The organism is Microbispora sp. CSR-4 (genome assembly GCF_008033685.1).
Lineage (GTDB): Bacteria > Actinomycetota > Actinomycetes > Streptosporangiales > Streptosporangiaceae > Microbispora.
This window is the reverse complement of the sequence record NZ_VJVX01000002.1, coordinates 89,925-116,623: the sequence shown is the minus strand read 5'-3', so window position 1 is coordinate 116,623 and position 26,699 is coordinate 89,925. Positions and strand designations below refer to the sequence as shown.

Here is a 26,699-nt window from a genome sequence, read left to right as displayed (position 1 = left end):
GCACGAGCGAACCCGACGCAGCGAGCGGAGTGGTCCGTGAGGTACGAGCGGCCCGCGTAGCGAGCGAGGAGGGGTGAGCGAGCCATAAGCACGAGTGAACCCGACGCAGCGAGCGGAGTGGTCCGTGAGGTACGAGCGGCCCGCGTAGCGAGCGAGGAGGGGTGAGCGACCCATGGTCACAGAACGTGCGACCCCGTTGACGGCACTTGCGGAGACGGCATTGCAGAACGACCCGGCCCCGCCCGCCATGCGCCTGGCGAGCACGGGGACGATCCTCCACGGCGTGTCGGTGGGCGAGGTGCTCGGGGTCTCGACGCTGGCGGACGCCCGCCTGATCGCCGGGCGGGGCGGCCTCGGCCGCATCGTGCAGCGCCTCAACGTGATGGAGGTGCCCGACATCCTCGCCTGGGTGAAGCCGCACGAGCTGCTGCTCACCACGGGCTACCCGCTGCGCAACACGCCGCAGTCGCTCGACCGGCTCGTGGCCGACCTGGACGAGCGCGGCCTGGCCGCGCTGGCGATCAAGCTGGGCCGTTACCTGGACGAGCTGCCGGGGGAGATGGTCGAGCAGGCCGACCGGCTGGGCTTCCCGCTGATCCTGCTGCCCAACGACGTGGGTTTCGACGACATCCTCAACCAGGTGCTCACCGACATCCTCAACCGCCAGGCGGCGATCCTCGCCCGTACGGAGGAGGCGCATCGGGCGCTCGTGCAGATCGTGCTGGCCGGGGGCGGGATGCGGGAGGTCACGGCGGAGGTGGCCGGGCTGCTGCAGGTGGCGGTGGGGGCGACCGACGCCGCTGGGCATCTCCTCGCGGCCGCGGGCGATTCGGCGCAGGTGGCGCGGCTGCGGGAGATCAACGCGGCGCTCGCGCGGACGCCGTCGGCCCCGCCCCCGGGCGGCGATGGTCACTACGCGGCGGTGCCCGTCGTCGCGGGCGGCCATCACCACGGGAGGATCGCGGCCTACAGCGCCAACGGCACGCTGACCCCCAGCGACATCAACATCCTGGAGCGCGCCGCGACCGTCGCCGCGCTGGTGATCACCAAGCAGGAGGCGGTCACCGCCGTCGAGAGCAAATATCGCGCCGACTTCCTGCGCGACGTCCTCACGGGCAGGGGCGGGCTGCGGGTGGCCGAGCGCGCCCAGGCGTTCGGCTGGGACCTGGAGCGCCCGGTGAGCGTGCTGGTCGCCGAGATCGACCCGGACGCCGAGGAGCGCCCGGTGCAGGACCGCATGCTGGCGGCGTGGCAGGCGGCGGTGCGCAAGCACGACCCGCGCGGCGCGGTCGCCGGCTTCTCCCACGAGGTGGTGGCGATCGTCGGGGCGGCGGCCGACCCGGCGAAGGTGGCCAGGGACGCGCTCGCCGCCGTCTCCGAGGGCACCTTCTCGACCGGCCTCAGCCGGGTCGCCTCCGGCGTGGACTCCCTGCCCGGCGCGTACGGCCAGGCGCTGAAGGCCGCCAGGGTGGGCCGGCAGCTCCACGGGGCCGGCGCGGTCGCCCACTTCGACGAGCTGGGGGTCTACCGGCTGCTGTCGCTGGTGAACGACACCGACGAGCTGCACGCCTTCGTCCGCGAGACCCTCGGCCCGCTGGCCGGGGACGACGACGCGGAGAACGCCGACCTGCGGCGCACCCTGCAGGCGCTGCTGGAGACGAACCTGAACGTCGCGGAGACCGCGCGCCGCCTGCACTTCCACTACAACACCCTGCGCTACCGGATCGGGAAGCTGGAGCGCATGCTGGGCAACTTCACCGAAGACGCCCATCTGCGGCTCAACCTCACCCTGGCCCTGCACGTGCTGCGCATGAGGGGCATCTAGGCTGGCGGCGTGAACGACGCGAAGGCCCCAGCGATCACCTTCGAGCTGGACGGCGACTACATCCCGCTCTGCGATCTCCTCAAGTTCTGCCAGATCACCGACAGCGGCGGCGCGGCCAAGCACCTCGTCGCGGAGGGCCGGGTGCGCGTCGACGGGCGCGTGGAGCTGCGTAAGGCCTGCAAAATCCGGGCGGGCCAGGTCGTCACCGGCGAGGGGTACACGATCCGCGTGGTGTGACGCCCGGGAGCTCACCGGTTTGGCAGATCATGCCCATGTCTGTCGCGCATACCAGTCCTACAGTGCCCCAAACGGTGAACGCCGCGGAGGGACGCCTGCGGGGTGGCCGACCGGCCCACGGCCCGGTGAGCAAGAGGGGCGTATATGGCTTTCAGATGGACGGTGCACGGCAACGGGAAAGGGCTGGCTCCCGGGGAGGTCGTCAAGCCCGATGAGAGGCTGAGCTGGCCGCGCATGGTCGGCATCGGCGCCCAGCACGTGATCGCCATGTTCGGCGCGACCTTCGTCTTCCCCCTCGTGATGGGGCTGGACCCGAACACGGCCGTGATGATGTCGGGTGTCGCGACGATCCTGTTCCTGCTCTTCACCCAGGGGCGGATCCCCAGCTACCTGGGCACGTCGGCGTCGTTCGTCGGCGGCGTGGTGGCGGTGCGGGCGGCGTTCGGCGGCGACACCCCGGGGGCCGACCAGGTGGTGACCGGCGCGATCCTCGTCGCCGGCCTGGTGCTCGCCCTGTGCGGCGTGGCGATCCACGTGCTCGGCGTGCAGATCATCCACCGGATCTTCCCGCCGGTCGTGACCGGCGCCGTGGTCATGCTGATCGGCTTCGGCCTGGCGTACGTCGTGGCCGACGTCTACTGGCCGCAGGACCCGTGGATCGCGCTGATCACGATGGTCGCGACCTTCGTGTTCATCGTGCTGTTCCGCGGCTTCCTCGGCCGGATCGGCGTGCTGCTCGGGCTGGTCTTCGGGTTCGTCGTGTCGTGGCTCGCCGACAAGGTCTTCGGGAACATCACCGCCTACAACGCGGGCACCGGGAAGATCGACACCCATCCCCGGGTGAGCTTCCAGGCCGTCGCCGACGCCGACTGGATCGGGCTGCCGCACTTCCACGCGCCGTCGTTCCAGGCGTCGGCCGTGCTGGTGGTGCTGCCCGCCGTGATCGCCCTGATCGCGGAGAACGTCGGCCACGTCAAGGCCGTGGGCCAGATGACCGGCGCGGACGTCGACCCCCAGATGGGCAAGGCGATCATCGCCGACGGCGTCGGCACCGCGGTCGCGACCGCCGTCGGCGGCTCGCCCACCACGACGTACGCCGAGAACATCGGCGTCATGGCGGCCACCCGGGTCTACTCGACGGCCGCCTACTACATCGCCGCGATCATCGCGATCCTGTTCGGCCTGTGCCCCAAGTTCGGCGCGCTGGTCGCCGCCACGCCCGGCGGCGTGCTCGGCGGCGTCACGGTCATCCTGTACGGCATGATCGGATTGCTCGGCGCGAAGATCTGGGTGGAGAACCGCGTGGACTTCGCCGATCCGGTCAACATGGTGCCGATCGGTGCGGGCATCATCCTCGCGATCGGGCCGGTCACCCACCAGATCACCGGCGACTTCTCGCTCGCCGGGATCGCGCTCGGCACGATCGTGGTGCTCGCCGGCTATCACCTGCTCCGCGCCATCGCGAGCAGACGAGCGAAGGAGGTCACGGGTGGGGAGATCGGGCTCGAACGCGACCCGGCGGTCTGAGCGGCCCGCGCCGCGGGTGCGATCGCGGTGAAACCGCCTCCGTTCGACTACCACGGCCCGGTCACCCTCGGCGAGGCGCTCGACGTCCTCGCCGAGGCCGGGCCCGGCGGGAAGGTGCTGGCGGGCGGCCAGAGCCTGATCCCGCTGCTCAACATGCGCCTGGCCGCGCCCGCCCACATCGTCGACGTCAACCGCGTGCCCGGCCTGGACGGGATCGAGGCCGGGCCTGCGGGCGTACGCGTCGGGGCCCTGGCCCGGCACGCCGCCGTGGAGCGCTCGCCGCAGGCCGCCGCCGTGCTGCCGCTGCTGCGGCAGGCGCTGCGGCTGGTCGCCCATCCCGTGATCCGCAACCGCGGCACGGTGGTGGGCAGCCTCGTGCACGCCGACCCCGCCGCCGAGATGCCCGCCGTGCTCGCGCTGCTCGGCGGGTCCGTACGGCTGGCGAGCCGGGACGGGGAGCGGGAGGTGCCGGCCGCGGAGTTCTTCACCGGCCTGATGGAGTCGGCGGTGCGGCCCGGTGAGCTGGCCGTGTCGGCGTTCTTCCCTGCGCTGCCCCCGCGGTCGGGCACTGCCTTCCACGAGGTGGCCCGGCGGCACGGCGACTACGCGGTGGCCGGGGTGGCCGCCGCCGTCACGCTCGGCGAGGACCTGCGCGTCGCCGCCGCCCGTGTCGCCTGCGTGAGCGTGGGACCGGTCCCCGTCGTCGTGGACGTGACCCCGGCGTGCGGCCCTGGCCCGGCCGCCGAGGCCGACTGGGAGGCGGTGGCGGGAGCCGTACGGGACCGGGTCGATCCGGAGGGCGACATCCACGCGACGGCTGACTACCGGCGGCACCTCACCGGGGTGCTCGCCGCACGGGCGCTGCGGGACGCGGCCTTCGCGGCCCGCGGGGAGGAATCGTGAACGAGACACGCCATCACGTGACGCTGACGGTCAACGGCGTCGTGCGGGAGGCGACGGTGCCGGGGCGGCGGCTGCTGTCCGACTGCCTGCGCCACGACCTCGGCCTCACCGGCACCCACGTGGGCTGCGAGCACGGCGTCTGCGGCGCCTGCACGGTGCTGCTCGACGGAGAGCCGGTGCGGTCGTGCCTGACGTTCGCCGTCACGGCGGACGGCCACGAGATCACGACGGTGGAGGGGCTGGCGCGCGACGGCGAGCCGTCGCCGGTGCAGCGGGCCTTCAGCGAGTGTCACGCCCTGCAGTGCGGGTTCTGCACCCCGGGGTTCCTGTGCACGGTCACCGCGTTCCTGCGCGACAACCCCGTGCCCACCGAGGAGGAGGCGCTGGAGGCCGTGGCGGGCAACCTGTGCCGGTGCACCGGCTACCAGAACATCCTCAAGGCGGTCCACCGCGCCGCCGAGCTGCAGGCGGAGGAGGGCCGGTGACGACGAAGCTGTTCGGCGAGCCGGTCCGGCGGCGCGAGGACGACCGGCTGATCACCGGGCGGGGGCGCTACCTCGACGACCTGGGCGAGGGCGCGCTGGCCGCCGCCTTCGTCAGGTCGCCGCACGCCCACGCGCGGATCCTCGACATCGACGTGTCGGACGCCGTCGACGTCGAGGGACTGGTCGCGATCTACACGTGGGAGGACCTGCCGGGCGCGCTGGCCGAGCCGCTGCCGCTGCTGATCCCGCATCCCGCGCTCACCCACGGCCGTACGGCGTACCCGCTGGCCAGGGAGATCGTGCGGCACGTCGGCGAGCCGGTCGTGATGGTCGTCGCCCGCGACCGCTACCTCGCCGAGGACGCCTGCGCCCTGATCCGGGTCGACTACGAGATCCTCAAGCCGGTCGTCGGCATCGAGGAGGCCGTGCGCGGGGTCCATCTCGTGCACGAGGACGTGCCGGGCAACGTCGGCGCGCACCTCGTGCAGGAGGTGGCGGGACCGGGCGGCGTGACCGCGCGCGAGGCGATCGACGCCGCCCCGCACACGCTGGAGTTCCGCCTCGACATCGAGCGCAGCGCGAGCATGCCCCTGGAGGGGAGGGGCGTGTACGCCCGATGGGACGCCGACGACGAGTCGCTGCGCGTCTACACCTCCACCCAGACGTCCACGAGCGTGCGGATGGCGATCGCGGCCAAGCTCGGGCTGCCGCTGCCCAAGGTGGAGGTGATCGCGCCCGACGTCGGCGGCGGGTTCGGCGTCAAGATCGTCCATCCGTGGCCGGAGGAGGTCCTCGTGCCGTGGGCCGCCCGGCTGCTCGGCCGTGAGGTCAAGTGGACCGAGGACCGGCGTGAGCACTTCATCTCCTCCTCCCACGAGCGCGGCCAGGTCCAGCACGTGCGGGTCGGGTTCGACGACGAGGGGCGCGTCCTCGGGCTGGACGTCGAGATCCTGCACGACCACGGCGCGTACACGCCGTACGGGATCATCGTGCCGATCATCACCTCCACGCAGCTGCTCGGGCCGTACAAGGTGGGGGCCTACCGGGTCGAGTTCTCCTCGATCTACACCAACACCGTCCAGGTCACGCCTTATCGGGGTGCGGGCCGCCCGCAGGGCGTGTACTGCATGGAGCGGACGATGGACCGCATCGCCGCCCATCTCGGCAGGGACCGCACCGAGGTCCGCGCGGCCAACTTCATCCAGCCGGACGAGTTCCCGTACGACCAGGGCCTGACGTTCCAGGACGGACGGCCGCTGATCTACGACAGCGGCGACTATCCCGAGGCGCTGCGCCTGCTCAAGGAGCTGATCGGCTGGGACTCCTTCCCCGAGGAGAAGGCCCGCGCGGCGGCCGAGGGCCGCCGGATCGGCATCGGCGTCGGCTGCTACGTCGAGGGCACCGGCGTCGGGCCGTACGAGGGCGGGCACGTGCAGGTCACCTCCGACGGCCGGGTGCACGTCTCGACCGGGCTGACCTCGCAGGGGCAGGGGCACGAGACCGTGTTCGCGCAGATCGCGGCCGCCGAGCTCGGGGTGCCCATCGAGAAGGTGTCGGTCGTCACCGGCGACACCCGGCGTTTCGGGTACGCCGTGGGCACCTTCGCCTCACGGGCGGCAGTGATGAGCGGCAACGCGATCGCGCTCGCCTGCCGGAAGGTCAGGGAGAAGGCACTGCGGATCGCCGCCGAGGCGCTGGAGGCCGACCCGCGCGACCTGGAGATCACCGACGGGATGGTCCACGTCGCCGGCGTGCCGTCGGCGTCGATCCCGCTGGCGACCGTCGCCGTGCTGTCCAACCCGCTGCGCTACGCCTTCGACGAGGAGGCCAGACGGGCCACGCAGTTCGCCGGTCCCGCCTCCGACGACCGGCCGCCGGTGGCCGAGGGCGAGGAGCCGGGGCTGGAGGGCCGGGACTACTACTCGCCGATCAGGTCCACCTTCGCGGCCGGCATGCACGCGGCCATCGTGGAGACCGACCCCGACACCGCCGAGATCAGGATCCTGCGGTACGCCGTCGTCCACGACTGCGGCAGGCTGATCAACCCGATGATCGTCGAGGGCCAGATCCACGGCGGGGTCGCCCAGGGCGTCGGCGGCGCGCTCTACGAGAAGATGGCCTACGACGAGCACGGCCAGCTGCTGAACGCCTCGTTCATGGACTTCCTGATGCCCTATGCCACCGAGGTGCCGCGCATCGAGACGGCCCACCTGGAGACGCCCTCGCCGCTGAACCCGCTCGGCATCAAGGGCGCGGGGGAGGCCGGGGTCATCCCCGTCTCGGCCGTCATCGCCTCCGCGGTCGAGGACGCCGAGGGCATCACGATCACCCGGATGCCCATCTCCCCCTCCGACCTCTACACCCTGCGCCACGACCGCTGACCCCGTCAGAGCGCCGGAGTCACGTCCGTGTGAACGAAGTCGTCACCCTTGAACAGGAGTGGTTCCCCGCACTCTCTCGCGAGCGCGTAGGAGAAGCAGTCGCCGAAGTTCAGTCCCGCTTTGTGACCGCTCCCCCTGCCGTAGTCCCAGTAGGCCCGGCGCGCGGTCCGGGCCTGCTCAGGCGTGACCGGCATGATCTGCGCCCTCATCCGGGCGAGAAGGTCGTCCAGGAGCCGTGACGCAGCAGGGTCACGCGCACGCTCGACCACCGCGGCCAGCTCGACGTAGGTCCCCGCCGAGATCCGTCGCGTCGGCGCGTCTCTGATGGCTCTGGCCAGGTCGACGGCGTCCGGCTCTCCGTTGATGATCGCGATGATCGCGCTCGTGTCGATGATCACGACGGAAGCCCGGTCTCAGGGTCGTAGAGGAAGTCGCTTGACAGCTCGACCCCACCCACTCGCGAGCGGATCCTCGCGGCAAGGGCGAGGATGTCGTCTGCCATCGCGGCGTCCTCGGTCTGCCGAAGCTTGGCGAGCAGCCGCTCGTGCCTCTCCCGCAGGGCGGAAATGACGGCGGCGGTCTTGCTCTCGCCAGTGAGCGCCCCGATCTCGGCCGCCAATCGCTCGGCCTCGGGATTCTTGATGTTCAAGCTCATGGCCGCCCCTTTCTACCCTGTCTACCTTAGGACTCTACCCTTTCTGCCGTTCCTGGATCAGGAGACTTGGGCCGTGAGGCGCTTGCGGAAGACCCAGTAGGTCCAGGCCTGGTAGGCGATGACGCCCGGCAGGGCGAACAGGCCGATCCAGGTGAGGACGGTCAGCGTGTACGGCGCCGAGGCCGCCTCGGCCAGCGTGAGCCCGGGCAGGGGAGCGGACCACAGCACGCCGAAGACGGTGGCGGTCGTGGCGGCGATCGCCGTCGCGGTCGCGACGAAGGCCCAGCCCTCCCGGCGGCCCCACACCAGCGTCATCCCGGCCGCCAGCGCCGCGGCGGCGAGCAGGGCCGTGCCGAGCGTCCACATCGGCCCCATGCCGGGCACGGACGGCAGCACGGCGAGCGCGACCGGCAGCGCGCCGGCGGCCGCGAGCAGCGCGGCGCGCCGGGCGCGGGCGCGGACCCCGCCGGTCGTCTTGAGCGCCACGAACACCGCGCCGTGCAGCACGGCCACCGACAGCGACAGGGCCCCGCCCAGCATGGTCGCCAGCGCCGTGCCGAACAGCAGGTTGCCGAAGATCGCGCCCCACAGGAACGCCGGGAGCACGCTGCCGGTGACGATCCCGGCGTCGCACAGCGCGACCTCGCGCCGGGAGTGGACCTTGCCCCGCCACTCCAGGCCCACCCCACGGAGGATCAGGCCGGTGATGACGAGGAAGACCGGCAGGTAGAAGCTGCTGAGCAGGCCCGAATACCAGGCGGGGAAGGCGGCGAACATCGCCCCGATCGCGGTGATCAGCCACACCTCGTTGCCGTCCCAGACCGGCCCGATGGTGCCGAGCACCTGCCTGCGGTCGGCCTCCGACCGCGACAGCAGCGGCAGCAGCGCCCCCACGCCGAAGTCGAACCCCTCCAGGACGAAGTAACCCGTCCAGAGGAACGCGATCACGATGAACCAGAAGGTCGTCATCTCGTGGCTCCTCAGTACATGAGCGTCGGCGTGAGCCGCGCCTCGTCGGGGCGGGTGGGAACGGTGCCCGAGGGCGCGTTCTCGACCGGCGGCAGCTCCGGGCCCGCCTTGACGTGCCGCACCAGCAGCACGCCCTCGGCCAGCGCCAGCACGCCGTACAGGACCGTGAAGACCGCCAGGGTGATCGCGACCTCGCCGAGCGAGACGCCGGGCGACACGCTCGCGGCCGTCATGAGCTCGCCCTGGACGGTCCACGGCTGGCGGCCGATCTCGCTGAGCAGCCAGCCCGAGATGATCGCGACGATGGGCAGCGGGAGCGCCAGAACGCACAGGCGGGCGAACCAGCCGGGCACCGGCTTCGCCGTTCCGCCGCGCCGGCGCCGCCGGGTCAGCCACAGGCCGAGCACCGACAGGCCGACCGTGGTCATGCCGAAGACGATCATCACGCGGAACGACCAGAACACGACCGGCAGGTTCGGGACGTAGTCGGCCGGTCCGAAGGCCTTCGCATAGCGCGCCTGGATGTCGTCGACGCCCTGGACGGTCGCGCCGGGGTCGTGCGCGGAGAGCAGGCTGAGCAGCCCGGGCACCTCGACGCCGGGCACGATCGAGAACGGCGCCCCGGCGGTGTCGTGGCGCAGGCCCTCCGCCGCGGCGAGCTTCATCGGCTGCTGCTCGTGCAGCAACCGGCCGGACAGGTCGCCGGTGCCGGCGACGACCGCCCCCGCGATCGCCGTCATGACGAGCGCGGCGCGTAGGCTCGTACGCCACATGTCCGGGACGCGGCGCATCGGCACGGTCTCGTCCTGGACGGCCTGGGCGCTCCGGCGGCCGGGCAGCACGCGCAGGCCGCGCTCGCGCAGGATGCGGTAGCCCGCGACGGCGATGACGACCCCGCCCGCCACGACGAACGAGCCGGCGACGACGTGCGGCACCTGGGCGAGGGCAGTCGAGTTGGTCAGCACCGCCCACAGGTCGGTCATCCTGGCCCTGCCGTCCACGACCTCGTAGCCGACCGGGTGCTTCATCCAGGCGTTGGCCGCGAGGATGAAGTACGCCGACAGGTTGGAGCCGATGACGGCGGCCCACAGGCAGGCGAGATGGACGCGCTTGGGCAGCCGGTCCCAGCCGAAGATCCACAGGCCGAGGAACGTCGACTCCAGGAAGAACGCGAGCAGCGCCTCCAGCGCCAGCGGCGCGCCGAACACGTCGCCGACGAAGGTCGAGTATTCGCTCCAGTTCATCCCGAACTGGAACTCCTGGACGATGCCGGTGACCACGCCCATGGCGAAGTTGATCAGGAAGAGCTTGCCGAAGAACTTCGTGAGCCTGAGGTAGTGCTCCTTGCCCGTCCGCAGCCAGGCGGTCTGGAGCCCGGCGACGTAGACGCCCAGCCCGATCGTCAGAGGTACGAAGAGAAAGTGGTAGACGGTGGTGACCCCGAACTGCCACCGTGCCAGGTCAAGCGCGTCCATGTCTCCCTCACGCCAGAGAGCTCTACAGCTTGTAGTTCTATGTTCAGTAGTACTACAAGCTGTAGAGCAATAGGGTTCCGCGGTGTGCGATCTTCGTCACAGCCGGGCGAAGTCCCGCCCCGTTCGCGGTGTCCCCGTCGCCTGCAGTGCCGGCCATGCCGGCCATGCCGGCCGGATCGTCCCGGTCGCCGGGGACTGACGGTCCCGGACCGCCGGGAGCGCCTCCTGGGGAGGCGCGCGATCAAGGATGGGCGAACGAGGGCAAGTGCCGCGTCCGTCGTGCGGGTGATTCCCCCGTACGCCGCGCGGTTGACCATGCGGGGGCCGGCATCGGTGGACGGGCGTACGCGCCGGGGCACTTCTGCGCGGCGACGGCGGAGAACGGCCGATAGCCGGCCGCGCCGCCGGGCATGTGAACTCTGCACGAGCACGACGCCGTGCCGGGGCAGATCTTGCCGTTCTCGCCGAACCGGTGATTCTCTAGGGTGCTCGGCATCGGAGGTGGGCGCATGAAGGTCTCAGGCAGCGCGCTGGTCGCGGTGGAGCGCAAGCGGGTCTGGGACGCCCTCCAGGACCCCGGCGTCCTGGTCAGGACGATCCCCGGTTGCGAGCGCCTGGAGACGATCGGCGAGAACGTGTACGCGATGACGGTGACGGCGGGGGTCGCCTCGATCAAGGGCGTCTACCAGGGCGAGGTGGCGCTGCGCGACCAGGAGGAGCCCGACCGGTTCACGCTCGGCGCGCGCGGTCAGGGCGCGCCCGGCACGGTCGAGGCGACCGTGGCCGTACGGCTCAGCGACGCCGAGGGCGGCACCCGGGTCGACTACGACGCCGACGCCGTCGTCGGCGGCATGATCGGCGGCGTGGGGCAGCGGATGCTCGCCTCGGTCGCGAAGAAGACCGCGGGGGAGTTCTTCTCCGCCGTCGAGCGGCACCTGCTGTCGGTCCCCGTCGCAGGCACGGCCGTCGTCGCGGCGGGGCCGGGAGCGGCGGCCGGTGACGAGCGTGCGGTGGTGCCGGCGGCCGTGACAGGGGAGGCCGCGCCACGCGTGTTCACGCGCGAGGCCGCCCCGGCGGCGCGTCGCCAGGGCGTGCCGGCCTGGACGATGCTCGCGGCGTTCGGCACCGGCGCCGGGGTGGCGCTCGGCAGCGCCGTCATCGGCTGGCTCCTCGGCCGCCGGAGCCGCCGCGGGTAGGCCGCCGCGGGCAAGGGCGGACGCCGCGAGCCGCGGTGGTGTGGCAGACCTGGAAGCGTTCGGCCGCGCGGCGGATGCTCCCGCCCTCCCCGACGACGCAGAGGTGTCGAGGGCTTTCCCGCCGGGGTGCGGTGTGGTCGCCGCACACCGAGCCGGGAAAGTCCTCACCCGCGGCAACCTGGGCGAGCGTGGTCAGCGGACCGGGGAGGCGACGGCGGCGGGCGCGTCCCAGTCGATGCGGTAGCGCTGCTCCGGGCCCACGGTCTTGTCCGGATTCATGACCGTCTTCAGCATCAGCGGCATGAGAAGCGGAATCAGCCTCCGCATGACCGGGCCCGGTGTCTTGGCATGGTTGATCTTGGCGGTGCGCGCCGCCACCTTCTCCACCCGGCTGCGGCGGAGCCGCTCGTACGTGGCGAACGCCCGCGGCACGTCCTCGATGTCCCGCAGGCAGCGGGCGAGCTGGACGGCGCTCTCGATCGCGAGCGACGCGCCCTGCCCCGAGCTGTTCGACGGCGCGTGGGCGGCGTCGCCGACCAGGACCATCCGGTCGCGGTGCCAGCGCGGCACGCTGGGCATGATGTAGAGCGCCCCCGTCACCAGCATCGACGTCACCGGGGTGTGCCGGATGAGGTCACCACCGGGCACGTCGTCGCCGTACGTCTTCCGCAGGGTGCGCATCCACTCCTCGCGCGGCACCTCGCGGGCCTGGGCGAGGGACAGGGGCCGGTCGTAGGGCAGGTTGACGCCCCAGGTGGTGCCGCCCGCGGCGTTGCGCCAGTAGAGGTAGTAGCCGCGCCTGCCGAAGGCGAAGACCGTCGTCTCCGGATCCTCGGGCACCTCGTACGTCGAGACGCCCTCCACGCCGATCATCCCGGTCCACTTCGGGCCGGGCGCGTGCGGGTCGATGAGCCGGCGGACGGTGGAGTGGACGCCGTCGGCGCCGACCAGGACGTCGAACCCGGCCCGGCCGCCGTCGGCGAAGATCGCCGTGGTGCCCTCGACCCCGGTGAGCCGTCTGCCGTACTCGACCGCGACGCCCTGCTTCACGAGCTGGTCGCGCAGCGCCCGGTAGATGTCGGCGCGCCGGACCATGTGCATCGGTCCGACCTCGGACAGGCTGGGCAGCTCCAGGCGCGTGCGGCCGGCGAGCGACATGACCGAGCGCGTGACGGGCTGCGCGGCCGCCCGCACCGCGCCGGCCACACCGACGATCTCCAGCGCCGCCAGGCCGTTGGGGGCGAGGCCGAGTGATCCGCCTGCCTCGTCGGCGCTGGTCGGATAGGCCTCGTAGATGGTGACGTCCATGCCCGCCCTGCGCAGCGCCAGCGCGGTGACCGGGCCGGCGATGCCACCGCCGATGATCGCGACGTGCTTCATTTCTCCTCCTGTCGATTGACGTGCACGCCGAACCGCCATGGGAGGAGACCCGTTATCCTCGATTCGCTGCATCTTCGGGCCACCACATGCCGGTTCGAAGGTCTGCCTGGTGGCGGTGTTGCAGCACCGCCACCAGGACTAAAGGTCAGTGATCTTCTCTTCCGCGAGCTCCTTCATCTCCGCTGACAGCCCGCCGGCCTCGTGGAAGCCCTGCCACTCCGCCAGGCCGGGGAACGTGCCGGAGGTCAGCTCGTCGAGCAGGGCCGCGACCCAGCGCTCTTCCGCCCTGAGCATCGCCAGGTCGTACTCCGTCTCGATGAGGAACAGACGCGGCACCTGCAGGTCGTCACGTTCATGGAACTCCTCCAGCTCGGCGATCCCCCTCCTGATCGCCGAGAGCCGGTCGGTGAGCAGCCCGGCCACGTCGTCCGGGGGGAGCACGGCCATGACCGACAGCCCGGCGCGGAAGCGCGGGAACTCCATCTGGGGGACGCCGAGCAGTTCCCGGGTCCAGTCGACCAGCTCCTCCCGGCCCGCCTCGGTGATCCGGTAAACGGTCCGCTCCGGGCGGCGCCCCTGGCGGCCGCTCTCCAGTTCCTCGATCAGCCCGTGCTTGGCCAGGTTTCCGACGACCGTGTAGAGGGATCCCCACTTGATCCCCATGTCGTGCTCTTTGTTCCAGCCGCGCAGGGCCGCCGCCATCTCGTACGGATGCATCGGCCGGTGCGCGAGCGCGGAGAGCACCGCCAGCGCCAGCAGGTTCGCCACCTTGCGCCGCTTCGCCATGGACGATCACCCTCTTGTCCGTTTACTCGCACACGAATATACGGATGCGAGTACGCGGGTCGCAAGGCCGATCGAATCCCCGCCGGCGGGGAATCCACTGCCGGAGGCGCTGGTTGGGACATGTCGTGAAAGTCGAGATCTTCTCCGATGTCGTGTGTCCGTGGTGCTACATCGGTCACCACCGTCTCCATCAGGCCGTACGCCTCTACGAGGGGCCCGTAGAGATCGCCCATCGCCCGTTCCAGCTCGACCCGGACGGGGTCTCCAGCGGTGAGCCGCTGCTGAGCGCGCTGGAGCGCAAGTTCGGCGGCGCCGCCCAGGTGGCGCAGATGACCGGTCACGTCGCGGGCGTGGCGGCGCAGGACGGGCTGGAGCTCCGCTTCGACCGCGCGATCGCCGCCAACACCTTCGAGGCGCACCGGCTGATCGGGCTGGCCGGCCGCGCCGGGCGCGACGCGGACATGACCGACCGGCTCTTCCGGGCGCACTTCACCGACGGCCTCGACGTCGGCGACCCCGCCACGCTGGCCACTCTCGCCGCCGAGGTGGGAGTCGAGGACACGGGCGAGGGAGCCGGCGAGGTGCGCGCGGACCTCGCCCGCGCCCGCGAGCTCGGCATCCGCGCCGTCCCGCTGTTCCTGTTCGAGGAGAAGTTCGCCGTGTCGGGCGCGCAGCCCGTCGAGACGCTCGTGGCCGCCCTGCGTGAGGTCGAGCAGCGTACGGCGCAGGAGAGGGCCGCACGCGTGCCGGGCGGCGACGGCTGCGACGACGGCGCCTGCGCGGTGTAGGCCGCTGGTCCGGGCAGGGTCTGACGACAGGACGGCGATTCTTCGGCAGAGTGCGCCGGTTCTTCCGATCGGCGGCGATCGGTAAACACGGAGCATGTCCAGCGTGCGCATCGGGGTCGACACTGGCGGCACCTTCACCGACGTCGTGCTCGTCGACGAGGAGTCCGGCCGGATCGTCACGACCAAGACTCCCTCGACTCCTGCCAACCCGGCCGACGGGTTCATGGCAGGCGTGCACAAGGTGCTCGAGGCCCACGCGGGGTCCCGCGCCCTCGACGCCGTGTCCGCACTCGTCCACGGCACCACCGTCGCCACCAACCAGTTGCTGGAGGACCGCCCGGACGGCACGTCGCACCTGGGCTTCGTCACCACGGAGGGCTTCGAGTTCGTCCTGGAGATCGCCCGGCAGAGCGTGCCGGACGGGTACGGCAACTCCTACTTCTGGGTCAAGCCGCCGCGGATCGTGCCCGTCCACCGGGTGCGTACGGTCGGGGGGCGGCTCGACCACCTCGGCCGCGAGGTCCGGCCGTTCGACGAGGAGCAGGCCGCGGACGCCGCGCGGTGGTTCAAGGCGCGCGGCGTCACCGCGATCGGGGTGTGCTTCCTGCACTCCTACGCCAACCCGGAGCACGAACGGCGGATGCGCGCGGTGCTGGAGCGCGAGCACCCCGAGGCGGTCGTGTCGCTGTCGAGCGACGTGCTGCGCGAATACCGGGAGTACGAGCGGTCGGTGACCACGCTGGTGGACGCGGCGGTCAAGCCGATCATGCGGCGATACATCGACAACCTGTCGGAGCGGCTGGGCCGGCCGTTCTCGGTCATGAAGAGCAACGGCGGCGTGCTGTCGGCGGCCGAGGTGGTGCACCAGCCGATCACGACCGTGCTGTCCGGTCCGGCGGCGGGGGCGCTCGGCGCGGCGCTTATCGCGAGCACCGCCGGGCACCCGAGCGTCATCACCCTCGACGGCGGCGGCACCTCCACCGACGTGGCCGTCGTGGTGGACGGGGAGCCGTCGCTGACGACCGAGGGCAGCATCGGCCGCTACCCGTGCAAGATCCCGATGATCGACATCGTCACGGTCGGGGCGGGCGGCGGGTCCATCGCCTGGATCTCCCCCGAGGGCACGCTGAAGGTCGGCCCGAGATCGGCGGGTGCGGCCCCCGGGCCGATCTGCTACGGCAGGGGCGGCACCGAGGTGACGGTGACCGACGCGCACGTCTTCCTCGGCCGGGTGCCTCCGCACCTGCTCGGCGGCGAGATCCCCCTCGACGTCGCCGCCGCCCGGGCGGGCGTCGAAGCGCTGGCGGGCCGTCTCGGGCTGACCCCGGAGCGCTGCGCCACCGGGATCCTGGAGATCAGCGCGTTCAACCAGTCCAACGCGATCAGGCAGATCACCGTGCAGCGCGGCCTCGACGTGCGGGACTTCCCGATGGTCGCCTTCGGCGGCTCCGGGCCGTTGCTGGCCTGCCGGCTCATCGACGTCCTCGGGCTGCGGGCCGCGATCGTCCCGCCCGATCCCGGGAACGTGTCCGCGTTCGGCCTGCTCACCGTGGACGTGAAGAACGACTACGTCCGCACGTACGTCGCCCGCGACCCCTCGCCCGAGGTGGTCGCCGGAATCCTGGCCGGCCTGGAGGCCGAGGCCGCCGCCGCGCTCGACCGCGAGGGCTTCACCGGGCACGTGTACGCGCGCAGCGCCGACCTGCGCTACTACGGCCAGGCGTACGAGGTGCGGGTGCCCGCCCCCGACGGCCCCGTCGACGCGGCATGGCTCGCCGAGGTCGCCGAGCGGTTCCACGCCGAGCACGAGAGGCTCTACGGGTACGGCTACCGCGACGACCCCCGCCACGCCGTCGAGTGGGTCAACCTGCGGGTGTCCGGCATCGGCCCGATCACCCGGCCGAAGATCGCGCGCAGGCCCCTCCAGGAGGACGAGCCGAGCCCGGTCGCGACCCGCGACGTGTTCTTCGAGCAGTGGGCCAGGACCGTGATCTACCGCCGGGCCGACCTCGGCGCGGGCGCGGTGGTGCGCGGCCCGGCCGTGATCGAGGAGTACGGCTCGACCCTGCCGGTGCATCCCGGCTTCACGGCGACCATGGACGACTACGGCAACCTCGTGGTGGTGAGCGATGACCGGTAGGACCGCCGACCCCGTGCTCGTGGAGATCGTGGAGGGCACGCTCGCCTCGGTCGAGAAGGAGGTCGAGACGGCGATCGCGCGTACGGCGAGGTCGCCGATGATCCGCGACGCCCACGACTTCCGCGCCGGCATCCACGACGTGCGGCTGCGCAAGCTGACCGGGCGGTCCTACTCGGCGCTGGTGCAGCCGGTCGTCCGCGACTTCCCGATCGAGACGATGCGGCCCGGCGACGTGTTCTTCCACAACGACGTCTACCTCTCCGAGGGCGGCATCGGTCACCTGCCCGACCTGTGCGTGACGGTGCCGGTCTTCCACGGCGGCGAGGTCGTCGCGTTCGTCCAGGCGTTCGGCCACCATGACGACATCGGCGGCGCGGTGCCGGGGTCGATGCCGTCGCACGCGCGCAGCGCGTTCGAGGAGGGCCTGATGGTCCCGCCGATCAAGCTGTGGGACCAGGGGGTGCCCAACCGCGCCGCGCTCACGATCATGACGCGCAACTCCCGGATGCCCGACTCGCTGGCCGGGGACCTCGACGCGGAGTGCTCGGCCTGCCTCATGGGCGCCAGGCGGCTCGGCGAGCTGTTCGGCCGGTACGGCCGGGAGGCGGTCGAGGCGTGCTTCGACGCGATCATCGACAAGACGACCGAGACGTTCCGCCGCGAGCTGCTCGCGAAGATCCCCGAGGGTGTGCACGTCTGGGAGGACTACGCCGAGCACGACGGCGTGGACGAGCCGCGCCTGCACGCCCAGCGGATCACGCTCACCGTCGATCATTCGGCGGAGACCCCGCTGACCATCGACTTCACCGGCACCTCGCCCCAGGCGAAGGGGCCGATCAACCACGCCGGCGACTACGCCGACGGCGTCTTCCTGAAGAAGTGGCTGGCGCCGATCCTGCGCAACCTCGCCGACACGCCCGAGCGGATGGCCGAGCTCGACGTCAACGAGGGCGTCGTGCCGCTGATCAAGATGGTCTTCCCGGAGAAGGGCACCCTGCTGACGCCGATCTTCCCCGCGCCCACCAACGCCCGTACGTTCGTGATCCTGCGCCTGCTCGGCGTTCTCGCGGGCGTCCTGGCCAAGGCGACCGGCGGCCGCATGCCCGCCGATCAGGAGACCATCCGCTACACCGGCGTGTACGGCGAATCGGACGACGGGCCCTATCTCATGCGCGAGGTGCTCGGCGGCGGCTCGGGCGGGCGCTGGTACGCCGACGGGGAGGACACCATCCACGTGGTGCCCGACAGCCGCAACATCCCCGTGGAGTTCGCCGAGGCACGCTGGCCGTTCCGGGTCGAGCGGCTGGGGCTGGCCGTGGACAGCGGCGGGCCGGGGGAGTTCCGCGGCGGCCTCGGCTACGACAAGCACATCCGCATGCTCCGCGACGCCTCCTTCATGTCGATCGCCGACCGCTCGATCCTGTCGTGCTGGGGCGTCAACGGCGGCCGGGCGGGCCGCCGCTTCCAGGTCACCGTGGACGGGGTGGAGATGGAGGGCCTGGTCGACGACTTCCCCGTACGCGCCGGGCAGGTCATCCGCATCCGCACCACCGGCGGAGGCGGCTGGGGCTCCCCGTACGACCGGCCCGTGGAGAAGGTGGCCGCCGACGTGCGCGACGGGAAGGTGTCGTTCGAGGGTGCGCGGGAGGACTACGGCGTCGTGCTGACCGGCACCCGCGACGACGTCGTCGTCGACGCCGAGGCGACCGAGCGCCTGCGGGAACGCCTGCGCGAGACCCGCCCCGCAGCCTTCTTCGACCGCGGCCCCGGCTATCCCAAGCTCTCCGGCGGCCTCCCGCACGCGGAGGTGGACACCCTCTGACGCGCCCCCGCGAAAGCGGCTCATTCGCCCATCTCAGCGGAACGGGTACGGGGGCACTGCCGCCCCAGGCTGCCTGGGCGGCGGTGGTTGGGGGCGGTGTCCGTGGGTAGCCGTTCAATAACGGCACAATCGGGATGGTGAGTTACAAATGGCATCTATCGTCCAGCGCATCAGGGAATACCTGCACACCCCCAAGGGGCGCGAGAACGTCGAGAAGGCCAAGACCATGGCGCGTGATCCGCAGAACCGGCAGCGAATGCGCCGGCTGATGGACCAGTGGCGCGGCCATCGCACGCATCACTGACCCGGAACCCCGGGCAGCTCCGTGCCGCCCGGGGCACCGGGAGACGCGGTCGGGGGCTGTCTTCGGGCGGGGTGATTTGACAGTCTTGCCGGTGGAGACCGAAGGACGTTCTCCTTAGCAACCCCCGTGGAGGCTGGTTGTGCAGGGACCTCTCAGCGGCATCGTCGTCCTCGATCTGTCCCGGGCCCTCGCCGGGCCGCACTGCACGCAGATGCTCGGCGATCTGGGCGCCCATGTGATCAAAGTGGAGCACCCCGCGGGCGACGAGTCGCGCGAGTGGGGCCCCTTCGTCGGCCCGGATCATGCCATATCCACCTACTTTCTCGCGGCCAACCGCAACAAGCGCTCGATCACGGTGGACCTGAAGTCCGGGGAGGGCCGCGCTCTGGTCGAGCGGCTCGTACGGCAGAGCGACGTGCTGGTGGAGAACTTCCGCACCGGCGTGCTCGACCGCCTCGGGTTCCCCGTCGAGCGCCTGCACACGATCAACCCCCGGCTGGTGATCCTGTCCATCACCGGCTTCGGGCACGACGGTCCCGAGGGCGGCAGGCCGGGCTACGACCAGATCGCCCAGGGGGAGGCCGGGCTGATGTCGCTGACCGGGCCCTCGCCCGACGAGCCCTACCGGGTCGGGACCTCGATCGCCGACCTGCTCGCGGGCATCCACGGCGCGTACGGGGTGGTCGCGGCCCTGTACGAACGCGAGCGCACCGGCCGCGGGAGGGTCGTCAGGACGTCCCTGCTGGCGTCGATCGTGGGTGTGCACTCCTATCACGGCACCGCCTGGACCGTCGCGGGCACGGTGCCGAGGGCGGGCGGCAACCACCACACCTCCATCGCCCCGTACGGCGCTTTCACCTGCGCCGACGGCATGATCCAGATCGCGGCGGCCAACGACGGGCAGTGGCGCAAGGTCGCCCAGCTACTGGACATCGATCCCGAAATGCCAAAATATGCGACAAACAGGGATAGGTTCGCGCATCGGGAAGAGCTGATCGCCGAGATGGAGAAGGCGCTGGCGGCCCACGACCGCGAGCACTGGCTCGCGGCGTTGCACGAGGTCGGCGTGCCCTCGGGCGCCATCCGGTCGATCGACGAGGTGTACGCCTGGGACCAGGTCCGGTCGCAGGGCCTGGTCGTCACCGTCGACCATCCGGTGCTCGGCCCGATCGAGCTGCCCGGCCCGCCGCTACGCTTCGACCGTGACGATCAAGCAGGAACCCCGGCGGCCGGAGAGGGACACGCGGCGCCTCCCGCCCTGGGCCAGGACAACGACGCCGTGCTCGACTGGCTGGCCGAACGGGAGCGGCGTTCGCCATGAGCAACGCTGACGCGGCCAGGCCGGACGCGCGGACGCTGATCGCGCGGGTGCTCGACGCGCACTCGTGGAAGTCGTGGGACGGTCCCCCGCGCGACCGGGCCGAGCCCGGCTCGGACTACGCAGCCGAACTCGTCCGCGCCCGGGCCAGGACGGGGTACGACGAGTCGGTCGTCACCGGAGAGGGCACGCTCGACGGGCGCCGGGTGGCCGTCGTCGCCTGCGAGTTCTCCTTCCTCGGGGGCTCGATCGGGACGGCGGCGGCCGAGCGGCTCGTCCGGGCCGTCGAGAGGGCCACCGCCGAGCGCCTGCCGCTGCTCGCCGCCCCCGCCAGCGGCGGCATCCGCATGCAGGAGGGCGCGCCGGCCTTCGCCCAGATGGTGAAGATCACCGCGGCGGTCGCCGCGCACCGCGCCGCCGGCCTGCCGTACGTCGTCTATCTGCGCCATCCCACGACGGGCGGGGTGCTCGCCTCGTGGGGATCGCTCGGGCACGTGACGGCCGCGGAGCCGGGCGCGCTCATCGGCTTCCTCGGGCCGCGGGTCTTCGAGTCGCTGCACGGCTATCCCTTCCCCAAAGGGGTCCAGGTCGCGGAGAACCTCTACTCCCACGGGCTGGTCGACGCCGTCGTCTCGGCCGAGGACGCGCGGGAGATCGCCATCCGGGTGCTGGCCGTGCTCTGCGCCCCGCGCGAGGGGCTGGACCCCGGCGGGGAACCCGATGAGGCGGCCGAACCCGTGCCGGCGTGGGAGGCCATCACGCGCTCGCGCCGCGACGACCGCCCCGGCGTGCGCGAGCTGCTCAAGTACGGCGCACGCGACGTGACCCCGTTGCACGGCACCGGCGTGGGGGAGCGCGACCCCGGCCTGCTGCTGGCGCTGGCCAGGTTCGGCGCCGCGCCCGCCGTCGTCCTCGGCCAGGACCGGCGGCGGCAGCGGACGGGCAGCACGCTCGGCCCGGCCGGGCTGCGGGTGGCCAGGCGCGGCATGCGCCTGGCCGGCGAACTGGGCCTGCCGCTGGTCACGGTCGTCGACACCGGCGGGGCGGAGCTGTCGAAGGCGGCCGAGGAGAGCGGCCTGGCCGCCGAGATCGCCCGCTGCCTGGCCGACCTCGTCATGCTCGACGCGCCGACCGTGTGCCTGCTGCTGGGGGAGGGCGCGGGCGGCGCCGCACTGGCGCTGCTCCCGGCCGACCGGGTCGTCAGCGCGCAGCACGCCTGGCTGTCCCCGCTCCCGCCGGAGGGCGCCTCGGCCCTGATGTACCGGACCGTCGATTTCGCCCCGGAGATCGCCGCCGCCCAGGGCGTACGCGCCGCCGACCTGCGGCGGGACGGCATCGTGGACCGGATCGTGCCCGAACGGCCCGATGCGGCGTACGAGCCGGAGGAGTTCTGCCGCAGGGTCGGCCGCACGCTCGAACACGAGATCGCGGGCCTGCTGGACCGCCCGGCGGAGGAGCGGACGGCGGCCCGATTCGCTCGCTATCGGTCGCTCGGCTCCTGAACCGGCCGTCTGAACCGGGCCGTCTGAACCGGGCCGTCTGAACCGGTTGTCCCAGCGGGGCGGGGCCCTCACGGGCCCTCGTGACCGTCCGGCCGGTCAACGGTGAGCGGCACCGGCACGCGCTCCACCCGGATCGCGTGGACCTCCTCGCGGGGCACGACCACCTCGTAGGCGCCGTGGTCCACCAGCCAGTAGCCGAGCGCCTCGGCCTTCAGGCCGTTGTGGCCGGTGTAGGCGATGTGCAGGCCGCCCTCCCCGCCGTCGCCGCCGTCGTCCTCGTCCAGCACGAGGCACGGCTCGCCGCCGAACGCCCCGACCGTACGCAGCAGGGTGAGCCGGTCCAGCGCCGCCCGGCTCCCCCGCAGCCGCCAGTAGCCGCCCGCGTCGGTGAACCCCTCCTGCGGCGTCTCGCTGAACAGCACGACGTCGTTCCCGCCGGGCCCGACCGCGGCGGCGTAGTCCCGGTCGCGGTAGCGGGCGACGAATCCCAGGCCGACCGGCTCGATGTCGCTCATCGCGCCGGCCGCCAGGTCAGGCCGTCGTATCCGGCGAACGGACGCTCCCCGGCCGCGGTGAGGTGGACGATCTCCGCGCCCGCGGGGACCGGCATGGGCATCGTGTGGAACTGCGGCACCACCTGCTCGCGCGAGGCGGTGAAGCCGTTCCCGGTGAAGGGTGGTGCATCGCTCCAATCACCGCCCATGTGCGGGCCGTACGGGACGACGTAGGTGTCGATGTCCCGCGCGTCCCAGCGCATGATGTACAGCTCGGGCACGTCCGGCGTCAGCTCCGATCCGTCGAAACTCAGGTCGAGGGCCTCGACGAGCGCGGCGGGTGTGGTGAGGCGGTCGCAGTCCTGCACCCGGTACACGTAGCCGGAGATGATCGTGCGACGGCCCGACAGGTACGGCACGAGCAGCCGCGGCGGAACCACCTTCTGCATCCGCGTCCTGCGTCCCGGCTCGCTCATGGGGCCAAGTTTACGATCTGCCGACTCCGAGCCGGCGGTGTTCGAGCGAGGGGAGGGTGGCGCGCGCGGTCTCGGTCCAGGCCGTGTCGATCTCCGCGATCAGCACGCCGGGGCCCGTGCCCAGGTCATGCCGGGCGACGCCCATCGGATCGACGAGCATGCTGCGGCCCACACCGAACCCGTCCGGTATGGCGGGATTGGGGGCTTGACCGACCGCGATGGTCCAGGTTGTGTTCTCGATGGCCCTGGCCCTCACCAGGGTCGTCCAGTGGTCCTCCTTCAGCGGGCCCGAGCCCCAGGCGGCGATCACGGCGAACGTGTCCGCGCCCCGGTCCACCAGCGCGCGGGCCAGCTCGGGGAAGCGGACGTCATAACAGGTGATCAGGCCGATCCTGAGCCCGGCCAGCTCCACGACCTCCGGGACGTCCCCCGGCGCGACCAGCTTCGACTCCTTCGCGCCGAAGGAGTCGAACAGGTGGATCTTCCGGTAGGCCGCGGCGAGCGAGCCGTCCTCCCGCAGGGCGACGGCCGAGTTCCACACCCTGCCGTCCGGGGCGGTCTCGAAGACGCCGGCGATGACGGCCGTGCCGTGCTCGCGCGCGGCCTCGGCCAGGCCGGTGACGAACGGGCCGTCCAGGGGCTGGGCGGTCTCGAGGATTCCCGGGCCGAACCGGGCGAGCGTCGCCTCGGGGAACACGGCGAGGTCCGCCCCCCGCGCCCGTGCGAGGGCGTCACGCACGGTCGAGAGGTTGGTCTCCGGGTCGTGGTCGACGGGAATCTGGCACAGCGCTACGCGGGTCACGGATCACAGTCTGCCCGGTCGCCGCCGTGCCCCACCAGGTGCCTCCGGAGTCGTCCAGGGAGGTGCCCCACCACGTGAGCGTGCGCCACACCCGTTCCAGCGGGCCGTACCGGTGCCGGGCGAGCCACCACCTGCAGAAGACCGCCTGCACGGCCACGGTGACGACGGTGAGCACCACGACGGCGGCACCCGTGTGGTCGGCCTCCAGAAGCGGCATCGCCACCACGATCACCGTCGTGCCCGTCACGTAGTTGGTCAGCGTCATCCTGCCCAGCGCCTCGAACACCGCCGTACGACGGGCGACCAGCAGGAACGCCGTGGCGTACGCCGCCGCGCCGCACAGCGCCGCCGCCTGGTAGACCCCGCCGCCGGGCGGCGCGTGGTTCCACCACCAGGTCAGCCCGGCCGCGAGCAGGGCCGCCGTACCGCACACGGCGCCGAGGAGCGGCCCGCTGCCCAGGCCGTCGGCCCCGCCGAGGCGCCCGGCGCCCCTCCTCGCCTCCCCGCCGGGCGCGGCGGCCAGGCCGAGCAGGAACAGCGCGGTGATCAGCACGTACGGATGGGGGTCGAGCACGGAGGCGACCAGGACGCCGCAGCCCACCAGCAGCACGGCCCCCCGGGGCAGCAGGCTCGCCGGAAGCAACAGGACCACCCCCAGCAGCGCGTACGGCAGCAGCACCTCGCCGGGGTCGATCAGCATGTGCGCCGCGCCCAGGGCCGCGAGCACGGCCAGGCGCCGCAGCATGACGACGCGCGGGCGCCGCGTGCGCAGCCCCGCCGAGCGCAGGAACAGCGCGAAGGACAGCCCGAACAGGAACGCGAACATCGGGTAGAAGCGGCTCTGGAACAGGTTCGTCATCACCCAGTCGATCGAGGTCGGCCCGTGCCGCACCCTCTGCTGCCAGGCGTTGACCAGCATGATCCCGCACACCGCGAACCCGCGCAGCGCGTCGACCCGCCGGATCCTGTCCGCCGCCGCCTTCACCCCGACCGTCCCCTTCGTGCCCGTCTTCGTGTCAGTCCCTCCGCGAGCCGGGCGGCCAGAGCACCAGCACCCGCATCTCCTGCTCGCGGGCGTGCGCGACGACGTCGGCAGTCCCGCCGTACCCGCGCGCCGGCAGCCCGTCCCAGACGGCGAGCAACTCGTCCGCCCGCTCCAGCATGAAGACCGAGGCGGCCATGTACGCCACCGGTTCCGGCCGTTCGAACGGCATCGTGTGCACGTGCCGCGCGAGCGGGAGCAGCTCGTCGTATCCCGCCCGGGCCGCGCGGGGCAGGCTCTCCCGATATCCGGCGGAGGGCACGATCACGTCGAGCTCGCCGCCGGCACGCAGCACCTCGCGGGCGAAGAGCTGGTCGGCCCCCTCCGCCAGGCAGGACAGGCCCACGAGCGGCCGGCCCCGGCCGGCGAGAACGGCCCGAAGGGCGCGGCGGATCCGGACGGCCGTGTCCCTGGGCAGGCCCCGGTGGCCGGTGAACGCGATCGTGGGCACCCCGCTCACTCGCTCAGCCGACCCGTACGATCTGGAAACCCGCGGTGGCCAGGATGCGCGGCAGGTTCCGCACGGTGTCGCGGGCCTTCTCTCTCGCCATGTCCGAGATGTTGTCCCAGCTGTCCAGGTCGGGGTGCCTCCTGCTCTCGTCGTCGCGGACCGGGCCGCGGGTCCATCCGTCGGCGACCAGGTCCCGCAGCCACCGTTCGTGCTCCATCATCGCAAGCTGCTCGATCTCGTAGTCCTTGAAGGCGAAGTGCAGCTCGGGCTCCACGCGGGGAGCGAGGGCGCAGCCGATGCTCGTCAGCTTGCGGCCGATGTCCTCGGCCTGCCGCCGGTTCGCCGCCCGCAGACGGGACGGCAGGCTCTCCCACGGCACCAGCGAGGGGTTGGTCGCCCGCACGTGGCGCCGCGCGGTGTTCTCCACGATGTAGCTCTCGTGGATCGCCCGGGCGAGCGTCTCCACCAGGTCCTCCCCGATGAGTCGTGGGTCGCCGGCCTCCTCGTTGACCGCGAAGACGCGCAGGGCGCCGGACAGCCCCTCCAGCAGATGGACGTCATCGAAGGCCCGGCTGAAGGTGCCGGCCTCCTCGACCCGTACCACGAGCGATCCCGGCCCGCAGTTCCACAGGCGCAGCGAGGTGAGCGCGGTCTTGAGCGCGAGGTCCTGGTCGCGATGGCACACGAACACCCGCTGCGGCGGCTCGGACGGCAGCAGCTCTCCCAGCGGCAGGTCGCCGGGCGGCGCGTCGTGCGTGGTCAGCGCGCACGTCTCGGCCACGAACTCGAACCTGCGGCACACGGCCTCGACGGTCTTGGTGGCGTCGGCGTCGATGACCGTCACGGGCAGCGGGTACGGCGCGGGGATCAGCCGCCGCCTGCGCGCCATCTCGACCAGCAGGCTGCGGCCGAAGGCGTCGAGCCCGATGACGACGACAGGCTGCTCGTTCACTATCGGGTGCCGGTCCAGGAGCACCCGGGCGGCGAGCTCGTCCAGGTTGAAGAAGTCGAGACGCAGCCGGGGCCTGCCGGGAAGGCTCAGCCGGCGGGCCCGCAGCGCGGCGCACAGGTCGGGATCGGAGATCAGCGCGTACGCCGACAGGGGCCGCCTGCCGTCGGCTCTGGCCACGCCGTGCGCCGCCAGGGCGATCGCCGTGTTGGCCGAGCTGTCCGGCTCGCAGGCGTACAGGACGGAGGCCCGCTGGATCCCGGCGGCGCGGAGGGTGGCGGGGCTGCGCGCGTCGCCCCTGACGTAGAGCACCCTGCGATCGCCGGTGGCGGCCACCGGAGCCGACCCGATCATCACGATCCGCGTGCTCGTCGCGCGCAGCCGTTCCACCAGGGCCAGCGCCGGCGATCCCGTGCCGCACACGACCACGTGCTCCTTCGACCTGCGCGCCCGCAACCGCCGCAGTTCGGCGGCGAACAGCAGGCGGGCTCCGTCGACGAGGGTGTAGATCGTCACGCCGGGCGCGGCGAAACGCGCGAACTCCAGCAGGCCCGGCAGCGGTTTCGGCTCGTCGAGCGGCGCGGAGTCGAATACGAACAGTTGCAGGTCCCAGTAGAGGAGATCGAGGGGACCCGACGGCAGATTCAGCGTTTTCGCATAGGTCTGAAGGCCGATATATCCGGTCACCAGTGCGGCCACCGCCAGGCCCGCGAATACCGCACGCACCACGTAGCTCGCGGGAAAGGCCATAAATCCTCGTCCTTCGCTGGGCGGCACGTGCCTTTATCGAAA

Annotated in this window: 25 protein-coding genes; 13 read left to right on the top strand and 12 right to left on the bottom strand. The window is 72.1% G+C overall.

Going from position 1 to position 26,699, the window contains the following annotated elements; translation table 11 throughout:
• Positions 1 to 247 precede the first annotated feature (247 nt).
• The 6 genes from FLV34_RS03945 to cutA all read left to right on the top strand — a co-directional run bounded on the left by FLV34_RS03945 (position 248) and on the right by cutA (position 7,358).
• The gene (locus tag FLV34_RS03945; RefSeq protein WP_142645557.1) at positions 248 to 1,825 is read left to right on the top strand and encodes a PucR family transcriptional regulator; all 1,578 of its coding nucleotides are present in this window, start codon (positions 248 to 250) and stop codon (positions 1,823 to 1,825) included.
• A gap of 9 nt (positions 1,826 to 1,834) precedes the next feature.
• Positions 1,835 to 2,062 carry an RNA-binding S4 domain-containing protein gene (locus FLV34_RS03940; RefSeq protein ID WP_167538717.1) on the top strand — a complete coding sequence of 76 codons (228 nt, stop codon included), beginning with the start codon at positions 1,835 to 1,837 and terminating at the stop codon, positions 2,060 to 2,062.
• Positions 2,063 to 2,206: 144 nt separating this feature from the next.
• Entirely contained in the window at positions 2,207 to 3,589 is a 1,383-nt protein-coding gene (locus FLV34_RS03935) for a uracil-xanthine permease family protein (protein ID WP_142645430.1), read from the top strand.
• A gap of 27 nt (positions 3,590 to 3,616) precedes the next feature.
• Positions 3,617 to 4,492: a xanthine dehydrogenase family protein subunit M gene (locus FLV34_RS03930; protein WP_147942389.1), complete on the top strand. Its 876-nt coding sequence runs from the start codon at positions 3,617 to 3,619 to the stop codon at positions 4,490 to 4,492.
• Positions 4,489 to 4,977: a (2Fe-2S)-binding protein gene (locus tag FLV34_RS03925; protein ID WP_142645428.1), complete on the top strand. Its 489-nt coding sequence runs from the start codon at positions 4,489 to 4,491 to the stop codon at positions 4,975 to 4,977. Before FLV34_RS03930 ends, FLV34_RS03925 begins: the two co-directional genes overlap by 4 nt.
• A complete protein-coding gene (cutA, locus tag FLV34_RS03920) occupies positions 4,974 to 7,358 on the top strand; it encodes an aerobic carbon-monoxide dehydrogenase large subunit (protein ID WP_142645427.1) in 2,385 nt (794 codons plus the stop codon). Before FLV34_RS03925 ends, cutA begins: the two co-directional genes overlap by 4 nt.
• 5 nt (positions 7,359 to 7,363) lie before the next feature.
• On the opposite strand, the gene FLV34_RS03915 is transcribed toward cutA, so the two are convergent.
• From FLV34_RS03915 to FLV34_RS03900, 4 genes are read right to left on the bottom strand one after another with little or no spacing between them, the layout of a single operon-like run.
• The gene (locus tag FLV34_RS03915; RefSeq protein WP_142645426.1) at positions 7,364 to 7,756 is read right to left on the bottom strand and encodes a type II toxin-antitoxin system VapC family toxin; all 393 of its coding nucleotides are present in this window, start codon (positions 7,754 to 7,756) and stop codon (positions 7,364 to 7,366) included.
• A complete protein-coding gene (locus FLV34_RS03910) occupies positions 7,753 to 8,013 on the bottom strand; it encodes a type II toxin-antitoxin system VapB family antitoxin (RefSeq protein ID WP_147942388.1) in 261 nt (86 codons plus the stop codon). The genes FLV34_RS03915 and FLV34_RS03910 overlap by 4 nt, the downstream gene beginning before the upstream one ends.
• A 57-nt stretch (positions 8,014 to 8,070) precedes the next feature.
• Entirely contained in the window at positions 8,071 to 8,982 is a 912-nt protein-coding gene (gene cydB, locus FLV34_RS03905; protein WP_147942387.1) for a cytochrome d ubiquinol oxidase subunit II, read from the bottom strand.
• Between the two features lie 11 nt (positions 8,983 to 8,993).
• Entirely contained in the window at positions 8,994 to 10,457 is a 1,464-nt protein-coding gene (locus tag FLV34_RS03900; RefSeq protein ID WP_147942386.1) for a cytochrome ubiquinol oxidase subunit I, read from the bottom strand.
• A 509-nt stretch (positions 10,458 to 10,966) separates the two neighbouring features.
• Between FLV34_RS03900 and FLV34_RS03895 the strand changes: the two genes are divergently transcribed.
• Entirely contained in the window at positions 10,967 to 11,653 is a 687-nt protein-coding gene (locus FLV34_RS03895) for a carbon monoxide dehydrogenase subunit G (RefSeq protein WP_142645422.1), read from the top strand.
• 192 nt (positions 11,654 to 11,845) lie between these two features.
• Here FLV34_RS03895 and FLV34_RS03885 read toward each other — a convergent pair whose 3' ends face one another.
• Positions 11,846 to 13,033, bottom strand: a complete 1,188-nt coding sequence (locus FLV34_RS03885) for an NAD(P)/FAD-dependent oxidoreductase (RefSeq protein ID WP_147942384.1) — start codon at positions 13,031 to 13,033, stop codon at positions 11,846 to 11,848.
• A 138-nt stretch (positions 13,034 to 13,171) separates the two neighbouring features.
• Entirely contained in the window at positions 13,172 to 13,819 is a 648-nt protein-coding gene (locus FLV34_RS03880; protein ID WP_147942383.1) for a PadR family transcriptional regulator, read from the bottom strand.
• Positions 13,820 to 13,944: 125 nt separating this feature from the next.
• Between FLV34_RS03880 and FLV34_RS03875 the strand changes: the two genes are divergently transcribed.
• From FLV34_RS03875 to FLV34_RS03855, 6 genes are all read left to right on the top strand, one after another.
• Entirely contained in the window at positions 13,945 to 14,607 is a 663-nt protein-coding gene (locus tag FLV34_RS03875) for a DsbA family protein (RefSeq protein ID WP_142645419.1), read from the top strand.
• Between the two features lie 94 nt (positions 14,608 to 14,701).
• Positions 14,702 to 16,747 (top strand): hydantoinase/oxoprolinase family protein, encoded by a 2,046-nt coding sequence (locus FLV34_RS03870; RefSeq protein ID WP_147942382.1) that lies wholly within the window; start codon positions 14,702 to 14,704, stop codon positions 16,745 to 16,747.
• Positions 16,737 to 18,569 (top strand): hydantoinase B/oxoprolinase family protein, encoded by a 1,833-nt coding sequence (locus tag FLV34_RS03865; protein ID WP_142645417.1) that lies wholly within the window; start codon positions 16,737 to 16,739, stop codon positions 18,567 to 18,569. The genes FLV34_RS03870 and FLV34_RS03865 overlap by 11 nt, the downstream gene beginning before the upstream one ends.
• 148 nt (positions 18,570 to 18,717) lie before the next feature.
• Positions 18,718 to 18,873: a hypothetical protein gene (locus FLV34_RS40170; RefSeq protein WP_168065612.1), complete on the top strand. Its 156-nt coding sequence runs from the start codon at positions 18,718 to 18,720 to the stop codon at positions 18,871 to 18,873.
• A gap of 139 nt (positions 18,874 to 19,012) precedes the next feature.
• Positions 19,013 to 20,194, top strand: a complete 1,182-nt coding sequence (locus tag FLV34_RS03860) for a CaiB/BaiF CoA-transferase family protein (RefSeq protein ID WP_147942381.1) — start codon at positions 19,013 to 19,015, stop codon at positions 20,192 to 20,194.
• On the top strand, positions 20,191 to 21,693 hold the full coding sequence (locus FLV34_RS03855; protein ID WP_147942380.1) for a carboxyl transferase domain-containing protein: 1,503 nt from the start codon (positions 20,191 to 20,193) through the stop codon (positions 21,691 to 21,693). Before FLV34_RS03860 ends, FLV34_RS03855 begins: the two co-directional genes overlap by 4 nt.
• Before the next feature lie 68 nt (positions 21,694 to 21,761).
• Here the strand turns inward: FLV34_RS03855 and FLV34_RS03850 are convergent, their stop codons facing one another.
• From FLV34_RS03850 to FLV34_RS03825, 6 genes are read right to left on the bottom strand one after another with little or no spacing between them, the layout of a single operon-like run.
• Positions 21,762 to 22,208, bottom strand: coding sequence for a hypothetical protein (locus tag FLV34_RS03850; RefSeq protein ID WP_147942379.1), 447 nt, complete (start codon positions 22,206 to 22,208; stop codon positions 21,762 to 21,764).
• Positions 22,205 to 22,663: a hypothetical protein gene (locus FLV34_RS03845; protein WP_240970906.1), complete on the bottom strand. Its 459-nt coding sequence runs from the start codon at positions 22,661 to 22,663 to the stop codon at positions 22,205 to 22,207. The genes FLV34_RS03850 and FLV34_RS03845 overlap by 4 nt, the downstream gene beginning before the upstream one ends.
• Positions 22,664 to 22,673: 10 nt before the next feature.
• On the bottom strand, positions 22,674 to 23,465 hold the full coding sequence (locus FLV34_RS03840; RefSeq protein WP_142645413.1) for a carbon-nitrogen hydrolase family protein: 792 nt from the start codon (positions 23,463 to 23,465) through the stop codon (positions 22,674 to 22,676).
• A complete protein-coding gene (locus FLV34_RS03835; protein WP_142645412.1) occupies positions 23,395 to 24,450 on the bottom strand; it encodes a DUF418 domain-containing protein in 1,056 nt (351 codons plus the stop codon). Before FLV34_RS03835 ends, FLV34_RS03840 begins: the two co-directional genes overlap by 71 nt.
• 31 nt (positions 24,451 to 24,481) lie before the next feature.
• On the bottom strand, positions 24,482 to 24,967 hold the full coding sequence (locus FLV34_RS03830) for a hypothetical protein (RefSeq protein ID WP_315985116.1): 486 nt from the start codon (positions 24,965 to 24,967) through the stop codon (positions 24,482 to 24,484).
• A gap of 4 nt (positions 24,968 to 24,971) precedes the next feature.
• Positions 24,972 to 26,657 (bottom strand): RyR domain-containing protein, encoded by a 1,686-nt coding sequence (locus FLV34_RS03825; protein ID WP_147942378.1) that lies wholly within the window; start codon positions 26,655 to 26,657, stop codon positions 24,972 to 24,974.
• Between the last annotated feature and the right edge of the window lie 42 nt (positions 26,658 to 26,699).